We start from the raw sequence: 18,843 nt of genomic DNA on the forward strand, positions 1-18,843 counted from the left end.
CGCTGTGACTCGCGAGACATCATTCCTCCAGATGCAGGCCCGCACCCAACGCTTCACGCTCGGCACACCCAAGGAGATCAAGGTCGCGCCCGACGGCGACCGCGTGTTGTTCCTGCGGTCACCGTCCGGCGAGGAGCGCAGGCACAGTCTCTGGCAGCTCGATCTCGCCACCGGCAAGGAGTCCGTGCTGGCCGATCCCGCCGTGCTGCTGGCCGACGGCGACGAGGAACTGTCCGCCGAGGAACGTGCCCGCCGCGAGCGCAGCAGGCTGCAGGCCAGCGGCATCGTCGGCAACGCGACCGACGCCGAGGCCAGGATTGTCGCGTTCGCCCTGTCCGGGCGCCTCTACGTCACTGACGCGCTGACCGGGCACACGCGGCAGTTGGACACGGCCACGCCGGTGGTCGACCCGCGTCCGAACCCGACGGGCACCCATGTCGCGTACGTGTCCGGCAACGCGCTGCGTGTGGTGAATGTGGACGGTACGGATGACCGCGCGCTCGCCGAGCCGGAAGGCGAGAACCGGGCGTACGGGCTCGCGGAGTTCATCGCGGCCGAGGAGATGGGTCGTTCCCGTGGCTACTGGTGGTCGCCGGACGGGCAACGGCTGCTCGTCAGCCACACCGACCGGTCCGCCGTGCACAAGTGGCACATCTCGGACCCGGCCAACCCCGCCGCGGAGGCGCACACCGTGCACTACCCGGCCGCGGGCACGCCGAATGTCACGGTCCAACTGGTCGTGCTGGGGCTTGACGGCTCCCGTGTCGCGGTGGACTGGACCGGCTCCGAGTATCTGGCGACCGTGCACTGGTCGGCGGGCGGGCCGCCGCTGATCGGGGTGCAGACCCGTGACCAGCGGACCATGCAGATCCGGGCGGTCGACCCGGACACCGGCGGCACCAAGCTCGTGCACGAGCAGACCGACCCGCACTGGGTGGACGTAGTCGCCGGCGCTCCGGCGTGGACCTCCGGCGGCAAGCTGGTCAGGGTTGTCGCCGCGGACGACGCCTACCGGCTCGTCGTGGACGGCGACGAGGTCACCGACCTGCCGTTGCAGGTTCGGTCGGTGCTCCACGTGGCCGACGACGTGCTGTTCACGGCGTCCGCTGAGGACCCCGCGCAGGTGCACGTGTACCGGGCCGGGTCTGGTGGGGTCAGTCGTCTGTCCTCTGTGGAGGGTGTGTCGTCCGCGACGCGGGCAGGCGCTGTCACCGTGCTGACGTCGTGGCGGATGGCGGCGACCGGGCCGGAAGTCACCGTGCTGCGGGACGGTGAGCCGATCGCGAAAGTGGAGTCGCTCGCGGTCACGCCATCGCTGGAACCGAAGGTCATCCGGTTGACGCTCGGCGAGCGAAAACTGCAGGGCGCGTTGATGTTCCCGACTGGGCACGAGCCGGGCAGCGGCAAACTGCCCGTCCTGCTCGACCCGTACGGCGGGCCGCACGCGCAGCGGGTGCTGTCGTCGCGCAACGCCTACCTGACCTCGCAATGGCTGGCGGACCAGGGTTTCGCGGTCCTGGTGATCGACGGCCGCGGCACGCCGGGGCGCGGACCGGTGTGGGAGCGCGAGATCGCGTTCGACTTCGCTGACGTCACCCTGATCGACCAGGTCGACGGCCTGCACGCGGCCGCGCGGCAGTACCCCGACCTGGATCTGTCGCGCGTGGGCATCCGCGGTTGGTCGTACGGCGGGTATCTGGCGGCTCTCGCCGTGTTGCGCCGCCCTGATGTGTTCCAGGCGGCCATCGCGGGCGCACCTGTGACCGACTGGCGGTTGTACGACACGCATTACACCGAGCGTTACCTCGGCCACCCGGACACTCACCCGGAGGTGTACGAGCGCAACTCGTTGCCCGCCGACGCGCCGAACCTGGAGCGGTCGCTCATGATCATCCACGGGCTGGCCGATGACAACGTCGTCGTGGCCCACTCCCTGCGGCTCTCCGCCGCGCTGGTGGCCGCCGGGCGCCCGCACACGCTGTTGCCGTTGCCGAACGTGACGCACATGACACCCCAGGACGAGACCACAGCGGAGAATTTCCTTCTGCTCCAGACATCCTGGCTGAAGGACGCACTTGGGTAAGGTCCGGTGGCAAGGCGCTAGAAGGGAATATGGGAATGGGCCGCTGGGGCATCACGCTGCCGTTGACCGCAGTTCCGCTCGCCGAACACCGCGACCTGGTCAGAGAACTCCCTGACCTCGGCTACACCGACGTGTGGACCGCCGAGACCGCGGGAACGGACGCGTTCACGCCGCTCGCGCTGGCCGCCGAATGGGCGCCCGAACTGCGCCTCGGCACCGCGATCGCCCCCGTGTACACGCGTGGCCCAGGCCTGCTCGCGATGACCGCGGCCACCGTCGCCGAACTCGCGCCGGATCGGTTCGTGCTGGGTATCGGCACGTCGTCGCCGGTGATCGTGCGGGGGTGGAACGCGCAGGAGTTCACCGAACCGTACGCGCGTACTCGGGACACGTTGCGGTTCCTGCGTTCCGCGTTCGCCGGGCAGAAGGTGACCGAGCGCTACCCGACGTTCGAGATCTCCAAGTTCCGCCTGGAGCGCCCGCCGCAGCCGCCGCCGAGGATCATGCTCGCCGCGCTGCGGCCGGGCATGCTCAAGCTGGCACGCAAGGAAGCCGACGGCGCGATCACCAACTGGCTCGCGCCGTCGGATGTGCCGAAGGTGCGGGCCGAGGTCGGCGGCGGTTTCGAACTGGTCGCCAGGGTGTTCGTCTGCCCGACCGAGGACGTGGACGCGGCGCGTGGCCTCGGCAGGCTGCTGATCTCCAGCTACCTGACCGTGCCGGTGTACGCGGCGTTCCACGACTGGCTCGGCCGTGGCGAGGCGTTGAAACCCATGCACGAGGCATGGGCGGCGGGCGACCGGCAGCGGGCCAACGAGGTCATCCCGGACGAGGTGGTCGACGCGCTGATCGTGCACGGCAGCCCGCGACGCTGCCGGGAGATCGTCGCCCAGTATGTCGAGTCCGGTCTGGACACCCCGGTGATCAGCGTGCTGCCGACCGGCGAGGACCCGCGCAAGGTGGTCAGGGCGCTGGCGCCGGAATGATCGAACCCTCCATCCAGACCGGCGTGGCACGGCTGTGCTTCCCGCGAGGGGTGCCCGGTGCGGTGATCACCAACGGCGGTACCGAGTCCACCCTGCTGGGGCTGTTGCTGGCGAAGAAGGACGCGGCGGGTGCGCCCGTCCGGGTGGTGTGCGCCCGCAGCGCCCGGCCGGACGTCACCGCCGCGGCCGAGCAGCTGGAACTGCCGCCGCCGGTGGTGCTCGACTCGATCACGCAGGTCACCGGTGCGCTCGCCGAACTGGGGGACGCGAGTGTGGTGGTGGCGTCGGCGGGCACGGCCGGCACCGGGTCGATCGATCCGTTGCGGGACATCGGCAGGGCGTGCCGCCTGCGCGGCAGCTGGTTACACGTGGACGCGGCAGGCGGGGGAGCGGCGCTGTTCAGCGATCGGTTGCGGCCCTTGCTCGACGGGCTGGACCTGGCCGACTCGGTGACTGTCGAATTGCCCGAACTGGGAGCTTCGACGGGTTTGCTCGCCGTGCGGGACGTCGGTTCGCTGACGGGTGTGCGGATGATGGGCCACCCGGAGGTCGCGGCGGTGTTCCGGGCGTGCCGCTCGGACATCGGCCCGGCCGTCGAACGGCGGTGTGACACGGCATCCGCCGTCGCCGACGCGGTCATGGCGCGGCCCGGCCTGACGCTGTGGGACCGGCCCGCGCTGGCCACCGTGGTGTTCCGCCCGGCGGACGCCACCGACGAGGTGGTCGCGGACCTGGCCGGCGGCGGACTCGAAACGACCACTGTGGACGGTCGGTTGTGGCTGCGGATCACGGTGACCGACCGGCCGCTGCGGGACTACCTGGAGTTGCTTGAGCCGGACCACGTCAAGGTGATGCGAACAACCCCGAATGACCGATGAAACCACGGAGTTGATCACGTAATCTGACTTGTGTTTTAACGCAGTGTCCGGTCCGATCTAACTCTCTGTGAGGTACGGATGGCTCAGGAACAGGCGAACACACCCCCGGCGAGCGGCCTGCTGATCGGCGTCGAGCCGCTCACCACCGCCGTGGACCGCGGCAAGGCCAACGGTGCCGTGACCGACAACGACGGCAACGACTGAGTGGCCGGATCGTTCACCCTGGCTGACCTCGTGGCACCGCTCGAGGTCAGCCAGTTCCTCGGTTCGGTGCAAGGCCAGTCCCACCACCGGTTCCCCGGAACCGCGGGCCGGTTCTCCTCGCTGCTGCCGTGGTCGACGCTCAACACGGTGCTGCGCCAGCACCGCCTCGACTTCCCGCGGCTGCGGCTCGCCTTGGACGGTGACGTGGTTCCCGCTCACACGTACACCGAGATGGTGACGCCCAAACGCGGCCCGCAGATCCCGAAACTGCTGTCCGCGCCGCTCACCGAGCACCTGCGCAACGGCGCCACGCTGGTGCTCGACGCCGTGCAGGAACTCGTCGACCCGGTGTCCGGCCTGGCCGCCCGGCTGGAACACGACCTGCGGGAACGCGTGCAGGTGAACATGTACGCGGGCTGGGGCAAGACGCACGGCTTCGACGTGCACTGGGACGACCACGACGCGTTCATCCTGCAGATCTCCGGCCGCAAACGCTGGCGGATCCACGGCGTGACGCGGCCGTCGCCGCTGCACAGGGACGTCGAACCGCCGCAGCAGCCGCCTGCCGAGCCGATCGCGGAGTTCGTGCTGGAGGACGGCGACGCGTTGTACGTGCCGCGCGGCCATTGGCACGACGTGTCCGCCATCGGTGAGCAGTCGCTGCACCTGACCATCGGTTTCAACCCGGCGACCGGCGTCGACCTGGTCACCTGGCTGGCCGATCAGCTGCGTGTGGACGAGCGGTTCCGGCGTGACCTGCCCCGGTTCGGCACGGAGTCGGCGCGGCACGCGCACGCCGCCGAGCTCAAGGCCGGGATCGAGGCGCTGCTCACCCCGGATGTGGTCGACCGGTTCCTCACCGACCGTGACGCGCACGGCCCGGCGTACACCGGGATCGGCCTGCCGTGGGCTGCGACGCCGGACGTTCTGCCGCCCCAGGACACCGTGTCCGTCCGGCTGCTGACGCCCCGGGCGGTCCTGCAGCACCAGGATTCGACAGTGACACTTCTCGCAGCCGGTAGCAGGTTTACTTTCGGCGCGGCCGCGGGGCCGGTGCTGTCCGCCCTGCTCAGCGGGACGTCCACGCCGGTCGAGACGTTGGTGGAGAGGGCCGGACCGGCCCTGGACCGGGGGACTGTCCGGGCACTCCTCGGCGAGTTGATCACCCAGGGGCTGCTCGCGGTGGCTTAGGCATGTAAGATTAGGCATGCCTAAGATAAGTTCGCAGCGCCAGGGGGTGGCGGTCGGATGACCGCCCAGCTCTCTGGCGCCGCAGCTCCCGCCGGGAAGCTGCCGGGCTGCGCCGTGGTGGCGCGGATGCTCGGTGGCAGCCCAGCGGGAACAGCCGCCCACATGCGGGCGTGGCTGTTGATCGAGTTCCCCGGCCCGTGGCCGTCCGACGCTCTGGAACAGGCCCTTGACGAGGCCTTTCCCGCCGATCGCCGGGAGTACCTCGAACAGCTGCGGGCGAAGGGCCTGCGTCCGCTGCTGATCCGCCAGCCCGGCAGGCACACCCGTGAGCCGAACCTGGCCGGCCGCCGCGTGTTCGTCGGCGGAACCTCGGGCCCGGCAGGCCACTGGATGGAATCCTTTCGGATCAACGACCTCAGCGACCTCGCCGACCTGGACCTCGACGCGATCGTCGACGGTCGCGGCGGGATCGGCAAGCCGTACCAGGGCCCCATGTTCCTCGTCTGCACCCACGGCACCAAGGACATGTGCTGCGCGCTGCTCGGCAGGCCGTTGGCCGCCTCGCTCGGCGCGACGTACCCGGGCCGCGCGTGGGAGGTCAGCCATGTCGGCGGTGACCGCTGGGCGGGCAATCTTCTGGTCGTGCCGGACGGTTTCCTGCACGGACAACTCGATCCCGACGAGGCGCACGCCGTCGTCAAGGCCTCGCTCGCCGGCCAGGTCCACCCCGAACACCTGCGTGGCCGCACGGCCGCGGAAACCCAATGGGCTCAGTACGCCGAGATCGCTCTGCGCAAGCACACCGGCTTGCGGGGCACCGACGACGTGGTCGCCGTTTCCGAACACCCCGTGGAAACCGACCTCGAGTCCGAGGCGCGCGTGGTCAACGTCCGCGCGGGCCGGCAGCAGTACGACGTCACGATCTCGCGGCGCGCCGTGATCGGCCGCGGCCCGAGTCGCTGCAACGCGATGGTCGCCCCCGGTGGTTACATCACCGAGAACATCGCTCTGCGAACATCACCCTGACGGCAGCTGCCGAGTGACCAACGGCCCCGCCTGATTGGCGGCTGCCGCACCGGACAACGCGATACCCGGCCCAGTCCTGCCGCGAGCACGGTGGTCCGTGCCGCCGATGCGACTGTGCTCGCCCGAGCGACGTGCTTGGCCCTTCCCGCAACAGATCCGGTATGGCCTCGCTGTCCGGGTAGGACAGTGCGGTGGCCAGTGCGGGCGCGAGGTCGGTGAGCAGGTTCACCAGTAGCAGCTGCCGCGCGGTCAGCGGTGACCGTCCAGTGGGGACGGAACCTGACACGCTGAACGCGATCTCGCCGGCGACAGCGGGCCTCGGTTGTGGTCGAGCAGTGCGCGGGCGACGCTGTGCGGCGTGGGCACGGGGGATACCGAGGAGCTGCACCTCCTGACTTTCCCAGGTGTTCACCACACAAAAACAAGCACGCGTGCTTGATTTTGTCCCGGGGTCGTGCCACGGTGTGTGCTGTGAGCGGTGTCGACATCAGCGATCCCTTCCGCACGCCCGAACGCGAGGCGCTCAGGCAGACCGTGCGCCGGTTCATGGCGACCGACGTGCTCCCCCATCAGGATGAGTGGGAACGAGCCGGTGAGCTCCCGCGCGACCTGCACCGCAAGGCAGGCGAGCTGGGCCTGCTCGGTGTCGCGTTCCCCGAACAGGCGGGCGGGGGTGGCGGCGACTACCTCGACGCGCTGACCATCGCCGAGGAACTGCTGTACGCCGGAGCCGCCGGTGGGCTGATCGCGTCCCTGCTGACCTGCGGGATCGCGGTGCCGCACATCATCTCGGCAGGCGACGCCGGCCAGATCGAACGCTGGGCCCGCCCCACGCTGGCCGGTGAGCTGATCGGGTCGCTCGCCGTGACCGAGCCGGGCGGCGGCTCAGACGTCGCCAACATCTCCACCACCGCGAAACGCGACGGCGACGACTACATCGTCAACGGTGCCAAGACGTTCATCACCTCCGGCTGCCGGGCGGACTTCGTCACCACCGTGGTGCGGACCGGCGAACCGGGCGCGCACGGCATCTCGTTGCTTGTCGTCGAGCGCGACACCCCGGGGTTCACGGTCTCGCGCAGGCTGGACAAGATGGGCTGGCTCTGCTCCGACACCGCCGAGTTGTCCTATGTGGATTGCCGAGTGCCCGCCCGCAACCTCGTCGGCGCCGAGAACAGCGGGTTCATCCAGGTCGCGCAGCACTTCGTCACCGAACGGCTTTCGCTGGCGGTCCAGGCGTACGCGGCCGCCCAGCGGGCGTTGGACCTGACGCTGGCCTGGGCGCGGCTGCGCGAGACGTTCGGCCGTCCGCTGATCTCCCGGCAGCTCGTGCAGCACACCCTGACCGACATGGCCCGCAAGATCGACGTGGCCCGCACGTACACCCGCAGCATCGCCGTGAAGTACCTCGCCGGCGAGGACGTGATCGCCGAAGCGTGTTTCGCCAAGAACACCGCGGTCGAGACAGGCGAATGGGTGGTCGACAAGGCGGTCCAGCTGCACGGCGGCATCGGCTACATGCGCGAGGCCGAGGTCGAGCGGCAGTACAGGGACATGCGGATCCTCGGGATCGGCGGAGGCACCACCGAGATCCTCACCGGCTTGGCCGCGAAACGATTGGGATACACGTCATGAGCTTTGTTGAGTCCGAAGAGCGGCTGGCACTGCGCAAGGCGGTGTCCGACCTCGGCAAGCGGTACGGCCACGACTACTACGTCAAGAAGGCCCGTGAAGGCGGGCACACCACCGAGCTGTGGCAGGAAGCCGGGAAGCTCGGCTACCTGGGCGTGAACGTGCCGGAGCAGTACGGCGGCGGTGGCGGCGGCATCGGTGACCTGGCCGCGGTGTGCGAGGAACTGTCCGCCTCCGGGTGCCCGCTGCTGATGATGGTGGTGTCCCCGGCGATCTGCGCGACGATCATCGCCCGGTTCGGAACCGACGCGCAGAAGCAGGAGTGGTTGCCGCGCTTCGCCGACGGCAGCGTGGTGATGGCGTTCGGCATCACCGAACCGGACGCGGGCTCGAACTCGCACAAGATCGTCACCACCGGCCGCCGCGACGGCGGCGACTGGGTGCTGTCCGGCCAGAAGGTGTTCATCTCCGGGGTGGACGGCGCCGACGCGGTGCTCGTCGTCGGCCGCACCGAGGACGCGAAGACCGGCAGGCTCAAGCCCGCGCTCTACATCGTGCCCACGGACGCGAAGGGCTTCACGTACCAGAAGATCGACATGGAGATGGTCTCGCCGGACCGGCAGTTCACGCTGTTCCTCGACGACGTGCGGCTGCCGTCAGACGCGCTGGTCGGCTCCGAGGACGCGGCGCTGGCGCAGCTGTTCGCGGGCCTGAACCCGGAGCGGATCATGGCGGCGTCGTTCTCGACCGGCATCGGCAGGCTCGCCATGGCCAAGGCCACCGAGTACGCCAAGACCAGGAGCGTCTGGGGACAGCCGATCGGTGCTCACCAGGGCCTGGCGCATCCGCTGGCCGAGTCGCACATCAACATCGAACTGGCCCGGCTGATGACGCAGAAAGCCGCCGCGCTCTACGACTCGGGCAACGACATGGCCGCCGGTGAAGCCGCCAACATGGCCAAGTACGCTGCCGCCGAGGCCGCCGCGAAGGCCGCTGACCAGGCGTTGCACACGCACGGCGGCAACGGTATGGCCAGCGAGTTCGGCCTCGGTGGACTGGTGCTCGCTTCGCGGGTGGGCCGGATCGCGCCGGTCAGCCGTGAGATGATCCTGAACTTCGTCGCCCAGCACTCGCTGGGGTTGCCGAAGTCCTACTAGGAGCATCGCTGTGCGTCAGCCGCAACAGGACCGCAGCCGCGCCACCCGGCAGCGGCTGCTCGAGTCCGCCATCGAGGCACTGGCCGAACTGGGCTGGGCCGGGAGCACGGTCGCGGTTGTCGCCGAACGGGCCGGTGTGTCCAGGGGCGCGGCTCAGCACCACTTCCCGACCAGGGAGGACCTGTTCGCCGCTGCCGTCGGGTTCGTCGGTGACGCCCGGCGGCTGTGGACGCGGGAGCACAGCATCGACCTGCCGACCGGTCCGGAGCGGACCCGGGCGGTCGTAGACTTGATCGTGCGGTTGTACACAGGGCCGCTTTTCCGTGCGGCACTGCACATGTGGGTCGCGGCGACGTCCGATCCGCAGTTGCGCGAGTCCGTGGTGACGCTGGAAGCCCACCTCGGTCGCGAAACGCACAAGCTCGCGCTGGAACTGCTCGGCGCGGACGAGAGCACGCCGGGCGTCCGGGAAATCGTCCAGGCCACGTTGGACATGGCCCGTGGCTTGGGTTTGGCGAACCTGCTGACCGACGACAGCAAGCGGCGGGCGGGGATCATCGACCGGTGGGCCGAGATCCTCGACACCGCACTGCGGACCGGAGTGAAGGCGTGATCGCGGCAAGGCGCCTTGCCGCGAACGCCACCCGGCTCACGCCTGGGTGAGGCTCATCCGCTGCTTCTCGACGTCGACGTCCAGGACCTTCACCTGGACCTCGGTGCCTTCCGGCAGCTTGGCGCCGACCAGCAGACCGTGGATTTCCGGTGCCAGTTCCACGAAAACGCCGAACGGCATCTCGCTCACCACGTGTCCGGTCAGGACTGTGCCGTCGCGCTGCGCGGCGACGTACGGTGCGAAGGGTTCCGTCATGTTCTCACCTCCTCTCCCTGCACCAGCTTCTCGACTGGGTGGGAGAGGGTGGCGGGCCTCTGGCCCGCCGGGTGGTCATGACAAGACCGGGGATCCCGTCTGTGCTTGGCTCATGGCCGACCCGGTAGTCACGCCAAAACCGTAGCACACCCTCGTGAGTGGTTCGGCCGGTTAGAACCGGCCGAACCACTCACGAGGTTTTTCAGGCGCCCTTGGCTCCCTGCCAGGCTTCCAGTTCGGTGTTCGCGAACCACGGCCCGCATGCCTCGCCGCCGCAGTTGCCGAGGTACGTGCCGTTCTGGTAGACGTCGCCAGTGCCGGAGTTGTAGCCGTAGGCGAACGGGCCGCCGCTCGCGCCACCGCTCATTCCGTTGCAGTCCCTCAGGGCAACGGTCCGTCCGTTGTCCCGGGTCGTCGGCCAGCCGTGGCACCAGACCGCGTAGTCCTTGTCACCGGGAAGACCGAGCAGGTAGGTGTAGTCCGACGTGGGGTTGTGGTTGAACGCGACGCCGCTGGAGCCCACGACGTTCTGGACGTGCCTGCCGTTCTGGGTGTTCAGCACGACGAACGCCGTGTCGCCGTCGCCGAGCACGACCACGGCGAGCCGCCACGACCACCAGCCGTGCGGGGCGTTGCCCCGGTCGTAGCCGGGGGCGAAGCTGTAGTTCTGGCCGCCGTCGTTGAATCCGCAGTGCCGTGCGGTGGCGATGGTGTCGCCGTTGTCGGACGCCACCACGTTGGCGCTGCAGATGTAGTTGCCGTTGCCGATGGAGAAGTACAGCCTGCCAATGGTTCCCCACACACTGGCCTGGACACCTGCCTGTCCGGAACCGGGTCTCGTGCCGGGGATTCGCACGGGCTCGCCCTGTGCGCGCTGAGTGGAGGTACGTGCGTTGACCTGTGCCTCGGGTGCGACATACGGCTTGGCCGAGGCGATCCGCTCCGGCGTCCAGTAGCTGTCGACCTGCGCCGTGCTCTGCCCAGCAGCGACGACCTTGGTACCAGCGGAAGGTGTGGCGGCGGTGGCACCCGCGACGGGGACGACCGCGGCCGCGATCGCGAGCCCCGCGATCGCTCCTGCCCTGAGGAACTTCAGCATAGGATCTCCTGTTTGCTGTCGGGATTGCGCGACACCAAGCAAGACACAACGCTGACATCGGGATCAACGCCCCAGCGGGGACTTTGCCCGAATCACCCTGTGCGGCTGCACTGAGTTGTTACGCCGAACGAGGAAAACAGGGAACGTCAGCGCTTCAGCGCGATCGGCAGGCCGTCCGACGGAGCCGGGAGAGCTGTTGTGTCCCAACGGACCTCGTAGTCCTCCGGGACCGACCACTGGTGGTGCGTGAGCAGTTGGTGCAGCAGCGTCTTCACTTCCAGCATGCCGAAGTGCAGTCCGATGCACTTGTGCGCCCCGCCGCCGAAGGGCAGCCAGGCGTAGCGGTGGACCTTGTCCTCCTTTCGTTCCGAGCTGAAGCGTTCCGGGTCGAAGCGGGCCGGGTTGGGCCAGAGCTCGGGCAGCATCTGCGTGACCCACGGGGTCAGCGAGACCATCGTGTTCGCCGGGACGTAGTGGCCGAGGATCTCGGTGTCCCGCACGGTTCTGCGGGCCAGTGAGGGGACCGGGGCGACCAGCCGCAGCGACTCCTTGATCACCATCTCCAGGTTCGTCAGGCCCTCCAGCGCGTCGATGTCCAGCGGTCCGGGGCCCGCCTTGACGCACTCCTCGCGGACGCGGTCCTGCCATTCCGGGTGCTTGGCCAGGTAGTAGGTGGCCGTCGTCGTCGTGATGGTGGTCGTGTCGTGCGCCGCCATCATCAGGAAGATCATGTGGTTGACGACGTCGTCGTCGCTGAACGCCGAACCGTCGTCCGTCCTGGCGTGGCACAGCCCCGCGAACAGGTCGTCGGAGTCGCTCGCCCGCTTGGCCGGGATCGTGCGGCGGAAGAAGTCCTCCAGGACCTGCCTGCCGCGCAGGCCCGCGTTCCACCGCCCACCGGGCACCGGGAAGCGGATCAGGGACGTCCCCGCCCGGACGGTGTCGACGAACGCCTTGTTCAGCGCGTCTTTCTCCTTGCCGAGCGCCGCGGCCATGAACACGCTTCCGGCGATGTCCAGCGTCAGCTGCTTCAGCGCCGGGTACATCAGCAGTTTCCCCGGCTGCCACGACTTCACGCCGCCTGCCGCCGCCGACGCCACGTGGCCGAGGTAGCCGGTCAACCGCTGCCGGGTGAACGCCTGCTGCATCAGCCTGCGGTGGAACATGTGCTCGTCGAAGTCGAGCAGCATCAGGCCGCGCCGGAAGAACGGCCCGATGAAGTACTCCCAGCCCTTCTGGGAGAACACCTTGTCCTTGTTGGTCATCACGACCTGGGTTGCGTCGCCGCCCGTGACCATGACCATCCGCACGCCGAACGCGTTCATCCAGGAGACCGGGCCGTACGTCTCGTAGCGCTTCAGGCCGAAGTCCAGGCCGAGCCGCAGCGCCTCAAGCGAGTGCCCGACCAGCGGTATGCCGCCGTCGCCCGGCACGGCTTTCAGACCGGAGCCGTTCGGCACGTTCGTCAACTCGCTGCTGCGCCAGCTTTTGTTGAGCAGCCACTCGTCAAACCTCGTCGCGCCGGGCACGTGCGTCGTTGTCACTGCCTGCCTCCGCTGCTTGGTCCAGTACCGCCATCGCAAGCCCGGTCAGCTCGGTCACCAGGCCTGGCCGGGTGGTGATCCTCGGTGTTCTGGTCAGGTCGTTGACGATCGTCAGTGCCGCGTGCACGGCGATCCGAGCTTCCGGCTCCGGCAGGTGCGGCGCAACGGTTCTCAGCAACGTCACCCATTCGGCGACGTACGCGCGCTGCACGCGGACCAGTTCCTTGCGGTCGCGGTCGGGGACGTTGCCCAGTTCGCCCGCGAACACCGAGAACAGGTCGTCCGACCGGGACACGATGTCCACATAGGAGCCGACCAGGTCGGTCAGCGCCCGGTGCGGTGTCGCCGCGTTCGCGATCACCCGCCGCGCGCCGGTGTGCAGCCGGTCGGCCATCCGGTAGCCGGCTGCCACCAGCAGTTCGGCTTTGCCGCTGAAGTGCCGGTAGACACTCGGCCCCGCTATCCCCGCGGCTGCCCCGATGTCCTCCATGCTCACGTCGCGGTAGCCGTGCTCACGGAACAGCCGCGTCGCGACGGTGAGCAGTTCCTCCCGCCGGGACACGGGTGACGACGGGCGTTGCCAGTCCGGCTGCGCCGGTGCCCGCGAGGCCGGGACTGTGCTGCGCAGGACCGCGCAGGCGAGCTTGCCGAGCAGGTGCTCGAATCTGCGCCGGGGGAGTGACACGCGGTGGTCGGCGACGCTGCCGAACACACTCAGCGACGCCCAGCTCAGCAGTTCCGCGTCGGCGAGCGGTAACCCCGGCCGGGCGTCGCGCAGCGTCGACACCCAGTCGCCCATCAGCTCGGCACCGCGTTTGCGGATCTTGACCTGGTCGGTTTTGTCCAGGTAGCGGCCCTGCCAGCGCCACAGCGCGGTGATCTCACGGCGCTCGACCGCCAGCGCGGAGACCGTCTCGACGAGTGCGTGCAGCGGCTTGTCCTTGGCCAGCGCCTGGTCGGTGGCCAGGCCGAACCGGTCGAGGCCGGACAGCAGCACGTGCGCGAGGACATCCTGCTTGCCGCGGAAGTGCCGGTAGACGGCCGGGCCGGTCACGCCCGCGGCCGCGGCGATGTCGTTGACGCTCACCCCGTGGTAGCCGTGCCTGCGGAACAGCTCGGCGGCAGCGTCGGTCAGCTGCTCCTTGCGGTTTCGCGGTCGGCTGCCCATCGCGGAGTGACCTCCGTCTCGTAATCGGTCCATAGCAAAGCTAGATCAGCCTCTTGTGCTTGACAAGCTGCGGATTCGTTCCATTATGTGAATGAGCATTAGCCACCAGCGCGGGTGAGAGGAACTTCGGCGTGAGCACAGAAGCGTTCATCTACGAGGCGATCCGAACGCCTCGCGGCCGGGGCAAGAAGACCGGCTCACTGCACGGCGTCAAGCCGATCTCGCTGGTGACCGGTCTGATCGACGAACTGCGCACCCGTCACCCGAACCTGGACACCGACCGGGTCAGCGACCTGATCCTCGGTGTCGTGTCGCCCGTCGGCGACCAGGGCGCGGTGATCCCCCGCACAGCCGCGATCGCCGCGGGCCTGCCGGACAACGTCGCCGGAGTCCAGGTCAACCGGTTCTGCGCCTCCGGCCTCGAAGCGGTCAACCAGGCGGCGCAGAAGGTCCGGTCGGGCTGGGACGAGTTGATCATCGCCGGTGGCGTCGAGTCGATGTCCCGTGTGCCGATGGGCTCCGACGGCGGCGCGTGGGCGATGGACCCGGAGACCAGCTACGAGACCTACTTCGTGCCGCAGGGCATCGGCGCGGACCTGATCGCCACCATCGAGGGCTTCTCCCGCGACGACGTCGACTCGTACGCGTTGCGCTCGCAGGAACTCGCGGCCAAGGCGTGGGCGGGCGGGTACTTCTCCAAGTCCGTCGTGCCGGTCAAGGACCGCAACGGCGTCGTCCTGCTGGACCACGACGAGCACATGCGCCCGGACACCACCCGCGAGGGCCTTGCCAAGCTGAACCCGTCCTTCGAGGGCATCGGCGAGCTGGGCGGTTTCGACGCGGTGGCGCTGCAGAAGTACCACTGGGTCGAGAAGATCAACCACGTGCACCACGCGGGCAACTCGTCCGGCATCGTCGACGGTGCCGCGCTGCTGCTGGTCGGCAACGAGCAGGTCGGCAAGGATCTCGGCCTGACCCCGCGGGCCCGGATCGTGGCCACCGCGGTCACCGGTTCGGACCCGACGATCATGCTGACCGGCCCGACCCCGGCCACTCGGAAGCTGCTGAAGACCGCGGGACTCGGCGTCGAGGACATCGACCTGTTCGAACTGAACGAGGCGTTCGCGTCGGTCGTGCTGAAGTTCCAGAAGGACCTGGGCATCCCGGACGAGAAGCTGAACGTCAACGGCGGCGCGATCGCGATGGGCCACCCGCTCGGCGCGACCGGCGCGATGATCACCGGCACCATGGTGGACGAGCTGGAACGCCGCGAAGCCCGCCGGGCCGTGGTCACCCTGTGCATCGGTGGCGGCATGGGCCTGGCCACCCTGATCGAGCGCGTCTGAGGAGCGGCGAACCGATGAGCGAGAACATGATTCGCTGGGAGCAGGACGCGGACGGCATCGTCACGCTGACGATGGACGACCCGAACCAGTCGGCCAACACGATGAACGAGACGTACCAGACCTCGTTCCACGAGACGGTCGAGCGGCTGTACGCCGAACAGGACAAGATCACCGGCGTGATCGTGACGTCGGCGAAGAAGACCTTCTTCGCCGGTGGCGACCTGAAGCTGATGAGCAAGACCACGAAGGCCGACGCGGCCGACATCACCGCGCGCGCCAACGGCATGAAGGCGGACCTGCGCAAGCTGGAGCTGCTGCCCAAGCCCGTCGTCGCGGCGATCAACGGCGCCGCGCTCGGCGGTGGCCTGGAGATCGCGCTGGCGTGCAAGTACCGGATCGCGTTGGACGCCAAGGGAAGCCAGATCGGTCTGCCCGAGGTCACGCTCGGCCTGCTGCCCGGTGGCGGCGGCGTCGTACGGACCGTGCGCTTGCTCGGCATCCAGGGCGCGCTGCTGAACGTGCTGCTGCAGGGCCAGCGCAACAAGCCGGCCAAGGCCAAGGAGATCGGCCTGGTGCACGAGGTCGTGGCCACGGCGGACGAGATGATCGCGAACGCGAGGACGTGGATCAAGGCCAACCCCGACGCCGTGCAGCCGTGGGAGGTCAAGGGCTACAAGATCCCCGGTGGCACGCCGTCGAACCCGTCGTTCGCCGCGAACCTGCCCGCGTTCCCGTCGAACCTGCGCAAGCAGCTCAAGGGCGCGAACATGCCCGCGCCGCGCAACATCATGGCGGCGGCGGTCGAAGGGTCCCAGGTGGACTTCGACACCGCGTCGCTGATCGAGACGCGCTACTTCGTCGACCTGCTGACCAGCCAGGTGGCGAAGAACATGATCAAGGCGTTCTTCTTCGACCTGCAGCACATCAACTCCGGCGGCTCCCGCCCGGACGGGTACGAGAAGTACACCGCCCGCAAGGCGCTCGTGCTCGGCGCGGGCATGATGGGCGCGGGTATCGCGTACTCCTGTGCCAGGGCCGGGATCGAGGTTGTGCTCAAGGACGTTTCCCTCGAGGCGGCGCAGAAGGGCAAGGCCTACTCGGAGAAGATCCTCGCCAAGGCGGTCTCCCGTGGCAAGCTGACGCAGGACAAGGCCGACGAGGTGCTGGCCAGGATCACCCCGACCGAGAAGCCCGAGGACGCGGCCGGTGCGGACCTGGTGATCGAGGCGGTCTTCGAGGACCCGTCACTGAAGCACAAGGTGTTCCAGGAGATCGAGAGCTTCGTGGCGCCGGACGCGCTGCTCGGCTCGAACACCTCCACGCTGCCGATCACGGGACTGTCGGAAGGCGTGCAGCGCCAGGAGGACTTCATCGGCCTGCACTTCTTCTCGCCGGTGGACAAAATGCCGCTGCTGGAGATCATCCGCGGCGCGCGGACCAGTGACGCGGCGCTGGCCAAGGCGATCGACGTGGCGCAGCAGATCAAGAAGACCCCGATCGTGGTCAACGACAGCAGGGGGTTCTTCACCAGCCGCGTGATCGGCACGTTCATCAACGAAGCGGTGGCCATGGTCGGCGAGGGCATCGCGGTGCCGTCGATCGAACAGGCAGGCAGCCAGGCCGGGTACCCGGCGCCGCCGCTGCAGCTGCTGGACGAGCTGACCCTGACCCTGCCGCGCAAGATCCGCGAGGAGACGAAGGCGGGCATCGAGGCAGCGGGCGGAACCTGGGTGTCGCACCCGTCGGAAGCCGTGATCGACAAGCTGGTGCTGGAGTACGAGCGCAAGGGCCGCTCGACCGGTGCCGGTTTCTACGACTACACCGACGGCAAGCGGACCAGCCTGTGGCCAGGGCTGGCCGAGGCCTTCGGGTCGGGCTCGAAGGAAATCCCCTTCGAGGACATGAAGGAGCGCATGCTCTTCGCCGAAGCGCTGGAGACAGTGAAGTGCTTCGACGAGGGCGTGCTGACCTCGATCCCGGACGCCAACATCGGCTCGATCATGGGTATCGGCTTCCCGCCGTGGACCGGTGGCGTGATCCAGTACATCAACGGCTACCCCGGCGGCCTGAAGGGCTTCGTCGCCAGGGCCCGTGAACTGGCCGAACGCTACGGCTCGCACTTCGAGCCGCCGGCCTCGCTCGTCGAAAAGGCCGAGAAGGGCGAGATCTTCGAGTAAGACCTGTTCCAGCCACCGCCCCGGTGTCACCTCTGGTGATGCCGGGGCGGTCGCATGCTGTCCGGCGGTCATTCCTTTGCTCTGGTTACGCAGACAGCGCGATGCGTTGCCCGGTTCGGCGAGCGCGTACTGGTTGCGGCCGTCGGCTGTCACCATGTACGCACCGTGGTCGAGCTCCAAGCCCATCCCACAATCTCCGCGTCGGTCTGGCCTCGGCCGACCTGGTTGAGGCGTACGAACGACTCCTGGGGTCCACCCGACGGCGCACCGGACGGATGTGAGTCTGAGCAACGTCGTGTCGGACAAGGCGGCGGAGTGGTTCCGGACGTGGGCCGTCGATGGCGATACCGCCACCCTGCTAACGAACTCGCTCAGCGTCATCGCCAAGCTGCCCGGCAGGCAGAACGCCGACCTGGTGGTTCAGGTTCTCGAGAACGACCCGGAGGTGCGCCGCCTGATCGTGGCGAGTGAGATCTCCCGGCTCACCCAGGTCGACTGGAAGACCGCGCTCAAGGGCGCCGACGATCCCACCACGATCCCCGAGCCGCGCAAGCTCGCCGCGAAACTGGCCAAGGGCGCGATCAGCCCGAAGGGCACCGAATCGCGTTGGGCTGCACCTACCCGCTCACCGGGCTGGTGCCTGTTCTCGGACGTTAGGCCCGTATCGAAGTCCCGTCCGCGGTAGCCGAGCCGGATGCGGTCCACCCCGCTGAAGCCCGACTCCGGCCTTCGGCCGGGGCAGACCCGCATCGAACGGAGACTTCGACAGGGGCCTAGTCATTCATTCAGCCATTTCGCCGCCGCGTCCTTGATTTCGCGTTCCAGGTCGCTGCCCTTGGTGGGGAAGACGCGGTTGACCGGATAGCCGGATTTCTCCAGTACGTAGGCGAGTGCGGCGTATTCGCGCGGGTACTTCGTGACGACGGCCTGGTCGATGTCGACGAGGCCGAGCGGGAAGGTGAACGTGCCGTTGTCGTAGACGCTGCAGCGGTGCACGATCCCCCATCGGCCGTCGCGTTTCCCGACCCGGTCGATGAATCGGTTGTGGACGTTGAAGCCCAGGTTCAGCCGCACGTTCTCCGCCACGAGCACCGCGTTCGTCTCCACCACGGCCTTGTCGCCGTTGAAGGTGATGACCGGGTTGGCGATCAGGTGCTTGCTGCGCAGATCAGAGTGGCCCATTTTCTCTGAGGCGGCCACGAACTCGGTCGCTGGCCCTTCGAACCAGGCGATCTCCATCCTGGCGCCGGGGTGGAACAGCCCGCGCAGGTGATCCCATTCGTTCAGATCGCGGTGCATCCACCCGGTCATCAGCTCCGAGATGGCCTGCTTGTCCTCGACGCGAGCGTTCATCCGGTGCTACCTCCGTTCGGCCCCCTCCTCCCATAGTGGGCCGATCGGCGATCAAGGTCATGAGGCACTACCGTGAAGGGTGTCACATCACCCGGTTGTGTTTTTGGGTGGTTAGGTCTCGCATGTGCTTG

Annotated in this window: 17 protein-coding genes; 12 read left to right on the forward strand and 5 right to left on the reverse strand. The window is 68.4% G+C overall.

Annotation, left to right across the window (positions count from 1 at the left end; genetic code table 11):
- Window positions 1-4 precede the first annotated feature (4 nt).
- The 9 genes from AOZ06_RS15120 (at window position 5) to AOZ06_RS15155 (ending at window position 9,770) form a co-directional block, all read left to right on the forward strand.
- Window positions 5-2,083 carry a S9 family peptidase gene (locus tag AOZ06_RS15120; RefSeq protein WP_054289976.1) on the forward strand — a complete coding sequence of 693 codons (2,079 nt, stop codon included), beginning with the start codon at window positions 5-7 and terminating at the stop codon, window positions 2,081-2,083.
- A 35-nt stretch (window positions 2,084-2,118) separates the two neighbouring features.
- Window positions 2,119-3,069: an LLM class F420-dependent oxidoreductase gene (locus AOZ06_RS15125; RefSeq protein WP_054289977.1), complete on the forward strand. Its 951-nt coding sequence runs from the start codon at window positions 2,119-2,121 to the stop codon at window positions 3,067-3,069.
- Window positions 3,066-3,947, forward strand: a complete 882-nt coding sequence (locus AOZ06_RS58345; RefSeq protein WP_054289978.1) for a pyridoxal-dependent decarboxylase — start codon at window positions 3,066-3,068, stop codon at window positions 3,945-3,947. The genes AOZ06_RS15125 and AOZ06_RS58345 overlap by 4 nt, the downstream gene beginning before the upstream one ends.
- A gap of 78 nt (window positions 3,948-4,025) precedes the next feature.
- Window positions 4,026-4,151, forward strand: coding sequence for a hypothetical protein (locus tag AOZ06_RS61255; RefSeq protein ID WP_255356715.1), 126 nt, complete (start codon window positions 4,026-4,028; stop codon window positions 4,149-4,151).
- A 30-nt stretch (window positions 4,152-4,181) separates the two neighbouring features.
- Window positions 4,182-5,342, forward strand: a complete 1,161-nt coding sequence (locus AOZ06_RS15135; protein ID WP_236952237.1) for a cupin domain-containing protein — start codon at window positions 4,182-4,184, stop codon at window positions 5,340-5,342.
- Between the two features lie 57 nt (window positions 5,343-5,399).
- Window positions 5,400-6,368, forward strand: a complete 969-nt coding sequence (locus AOZ06_RS15140) for a sucrase ferredoxin (RefSeq protein ID WP_054289980.1) — start codon at window positions 5,400-5,402, stop codon at window positions 6,366-6,368.
- A 486-nt stretch (window positions 6,369-6,854) separates the two neighbouring features.
- The gene (locus AOZ06_RS15145) at window positions 6,855-8,003 is read left to right on the forward strand and encodes an acyl-CoA dehydrogenase family protein (protein ID WP_054296663.1); all 1,149 of its coding nucleotides are present in this window, start codon (window positions 6,855-6,857) and stop codon (window positions 8,001-8,003) included.
- Complete coding sequence (locus AOZ06_RS15150) at window positions 8,000-9,157, forward strand: acyl-CoA dehydrogenase family protein (RefSeq protein WP_054289981.1); 1,158 nt, start codon at window positions 8,000-8,002, stop codon at window positions 9,155-9,157. The genes AOZ06_RS15145 and AOZ06_RS15150 overlap by 4 nt, the downstream gene beginning before the upstream one ends.
- A 10-nt stretch (window positions 9,158-9,167) precedes the next feature.
- Window positions 9,168-9,770: a TetR/AcrR family transcriptional regulator gene (locus tag AOZ06_RS15155; RefSeq protein WP_218921995.1), complete on the forward strand. Its 603-nt coding sequence runs from the start codon at window positions 9,168-9,170 to the stop codon at window positions 9,768-9,770.
- 36 nt (window positions 9,771-9,806) lie between these two features.
- On the opposite strand, the gene AOZ06_RS15160 is transcribed toward AOZ06_RS15155, so the two are convergent.
- From AOZ06_RS15160 to AOZ06_RS15175, 4 genes are all read right to left on the reverse strand, one after another.
- Window positions 9,807-10,025 (reverse strand): S1 RNA-binding domain-containing protein, encoded by a 219-nt coding sequence (locus tag AOZ06_RS15160; protein ID WP_054289983.1) that lies wholly within the window; start codon window positions 10,023-10,025, stop codon window positions 9,807-9,809.
- A 202-nt stretch (window positions 10,026-10,227) separates the two neighbouring features.
- Complete coding sequence (locus tag AOZ06_RS15165) at window positions 10,228-11,124, reverse strand: hypothetical protein (RefSeq protein ID WP_054289984.1); 897 nt, start codon at window positions 11,122-11,124, stop codon at window positions 10,228-10,230.
- Between the two features lie 146 nt (window positions 11,125-11,270).
- Window positions 11,271-12,668 (reverse strand): cytochrome P450, encoded by a 1,398-nt coding sequence (locus AOZ06_RS15170; RefSeq protein WP_417999953.1) that lies wholly within the window; start codon window positions 12,666-12,668, stop codon window positions 11,271-11,273.
- Complete coding sequence (locus AOZ06_RS15175; RefSeq protein WP_054289986.1) at window positions 12,631-13,836, reverse strand: TetR/AcrR family transcriptional regulator; 1,206 nt, start codon at window positions 13,834-13,836, stop codon at window positions 12,631-12,633. The genes AOZ06_RS15170 and AOZ06_RS15175 overlap by 38 nt, the downstream gene beginning before the upstream one ends.
- Before the next feature lie 131 nt (window positions 13,837-13,967).
- Here AOZ06_RS15175 and AOZ06_RS15180 point away from each other — a divergent pair, with 131 nt between their 5' ends.
- The 3 genes from AOZ06_RS15180 to AOZ06_RS15190 all read left to right on the forward strand — a co-directional run bounded on the left by AOZ06_RS15180 (window position 13,968) and on the right by AOZ06_RS15190 (window position 18,044).
- Entirely contained in the window at window positions 13,968-15,182 is a 1,215-nt protein-coding gene (locus AOZ06_RS15180) for an acetyl-CoA C-acetyltransferase (protein ID WP_054289987.1), read from the forward strand.
- A gap of 14 nt (window positions 15,183-15,196) precedes the next feature.
- A complete protein-coding gene (locus AOZ06_RS15185) occupies window positions 15,197-17,359 on the forward strand; it encodes a 3-hydroxyacyl-CoA dehydrogenase NAD-binding domain-containing protein (RefSeq protein WP_054289988.1) in 2,163 nt (720 codons plus the stop codon).
- Window positions 17,360-17,636: 277 nt separating this feature from the next.
- Window positions 17,637-18,044 carry a hypothetical protein gene (locus tag AOZ06_RS15190; protein WP_054289989.1) on the forward strand — a complete coding sequence of 136 codons (408 nt, stop codon included), beginning with the start codon at window positions 17,637-17,639 and terminating at the stop codon, window positions 18,042-18,044.
- 92 nt (window positions 18,045-18,136) lie between these two features.
- Here the strand turns inward: AOZ06_RS15190 and AOZ06_RS15195 are convergent, their stop codons facing one another.
- A complete protein-coding gene (locus AOZ06_RS15195) occupies window positions 18,137-18,712 on the reverse strand; it encodes a nuclear transport factor 2 family protein (RefSeq protein ID WP_054289990.1) in 576 nt (191 codons plus the stop codon).
- Between the last annotated feature and the right edge of the window lie 131 nt (window positions 18,713-18,843).

Source organism: Kibdelosporangium phytohabitans (assembly GCF_001302585.1).
In the GTDB taxonomy this organism is placed as follows: domain Bacteria; phylum Actinomycetota; class Actinomycetes; order Mycobacteriales; family Pseudonocardiaceae; genus Kibdelosporangium; species Kibdelosporangium phytohabitans.

What these genes read in the sequence shown, in the direction of transcription:
- AOZ06_RS15175 (WP_054289986.1), bottom strand. Translation starts at nt 13,836, where the DNA reads ATGGGCAGCCGACCGCGAAACCGCAAGGAGCAGCTGACCGACGCTGCC.
- AOZ06_RS15185 (WP_054289988.1), top strand. Translation starts at nt 15,197, where the DNA reads ATGAGCGAGAACATGATTCGCTGGGAGCAGGACGCGGACGGCATCGTC.
- AOZ06_RS15165 (WP_054289984.1), bottom strand. Translation starts at nt 11,124, where the DNA reads ATGCTGAAGTTCCTCAGGGCAGGAGCGATCGCGGGGCTCGCGATCGCG.
- AOZ06_RS58345 (WP_054289978.1), top strand. Translation starts at nt 3,066, where the DNA reads ATGATCGAACCCTCCATCCAGACCGGCGTGGCACGGCTGTGCTTCCCG.
- AOZ06_RS15160 (WP_054289983.1), bottom strand. Translation starts at nt 10,025, where the DNA reads ATGACGGAACCCTTCGCACCGTACGTCGCCGCGCAGCGCGACGGCACA.
- AOZ06_RS15195 (WP_054289990.1), bottom strand. Translation starts at nt 18,712, where the DNA reads ATGAACGCTCGCGTCGAGGACAAGCAGGCCATCTCGGAGCTGATGACC.
- AOZ06_RS61255 (WP_255356715.1), top strand. Translation starts at nt 4,026, where the DNA reads ATGGCTCAGGAACAGGCGAACACACCCCCGGCGAGCGGCCTGCTGATC.
- AOZ06_RS15125 (WP_054289977.1), top strand. Translation starts at nt 2,119, where the DNA reads ATGGGCCGCTGGGGCATCACGCTGCCGTTGACCGCAGTTCCGCTCGCC.
- AOZ06_RS15150 (WP_054289981.1), top strand. Translation starts at nt 8,000, where the DNA reads ATGAGCTTTGTTGAGTCCGAAGAGCGGCTGGCACTGCGCAAGGCGGTG.
- AOZ06_RS15140 (WP_054289980.1), top strand. Translation starts at nt 5,400, where the DNA reads ATGACCGCCCAGCTCTCTGGCGCCGCAGCTCCCGCCGGGAAGCTGCCG.